The sequence below is a fragment of the Chloroflexaceae bacterium genome (assembly GCA_025057155.1).
Classification (GTDB): domain Bacteria; phylum Chloroflexota; class Chloroflexia; order Chloroflexales; family Chloroflexaceae; genus JACAEO01.
In genome coordinates, this window is sequence record JANWYD010000174.1 from 1 (window position 1) to 513 (window position 513).

The 513-nt window shown below is 65.7% G+C and carries 1 protein-coding gene; it reads right to left on the minus strand.

Annotation, left to right across the window (positions count from 1 at the left end; genetic code table 11):
• The coding region (locus NZU74_20875; protein ID MCS6883775.1) for an ABC transporter permease subunit at positions 1-504 on the minus strand (504 nt) is incomplete at its 3' end.
• Positions 505-513 lie beyond the last annotated feature (9 nt).

Sequence of the window (513 nt, forward strand, 5' to 3'; positions counted from 1 at the left end):
CGGGCTGAACAGGTTGAGGACGACGGCGGGCGGCGCGCGCAAGAGAAGGACGCCGGCGACAAAGATGGCGAAGCCCAGCCAAGTGGCCAGCACCGCCGGGATGACGGCGGCCAGCCCTTTGCCCGCCAGCAGTTCCTCGGTGGTGATGGGCGTGGCCAGCAGCGGCTCCAGGCTGCGCGTGGTCTTCTCGCCGACGACGCTGTAGGCCGCAATCGTAATCGGGATGAAGAGCGGCATGATCATAAACAGGGTCAGGAACTGGTTGACGATGTAGACCTGTAGGCACTCACCCGGCGTGAGCGGCCCGCAGGCGCGCAACATGCTGGGCGGCAGGTCGGAGATGTTGCCGTCGGGGGCCGTCAGGCCGGGCGCGCCGGCCAGAATGGCGAGCGGCAGGACCGTCAGCAACAGTGGCAGGGCCAGCACGATGAAGAGCACCAGCCGGTTCTTGAAGACCTCAGCCCACTCCTTGTCAATAATGGTCTGGATGCGGAGGGTGTTCATGTTCCGCTG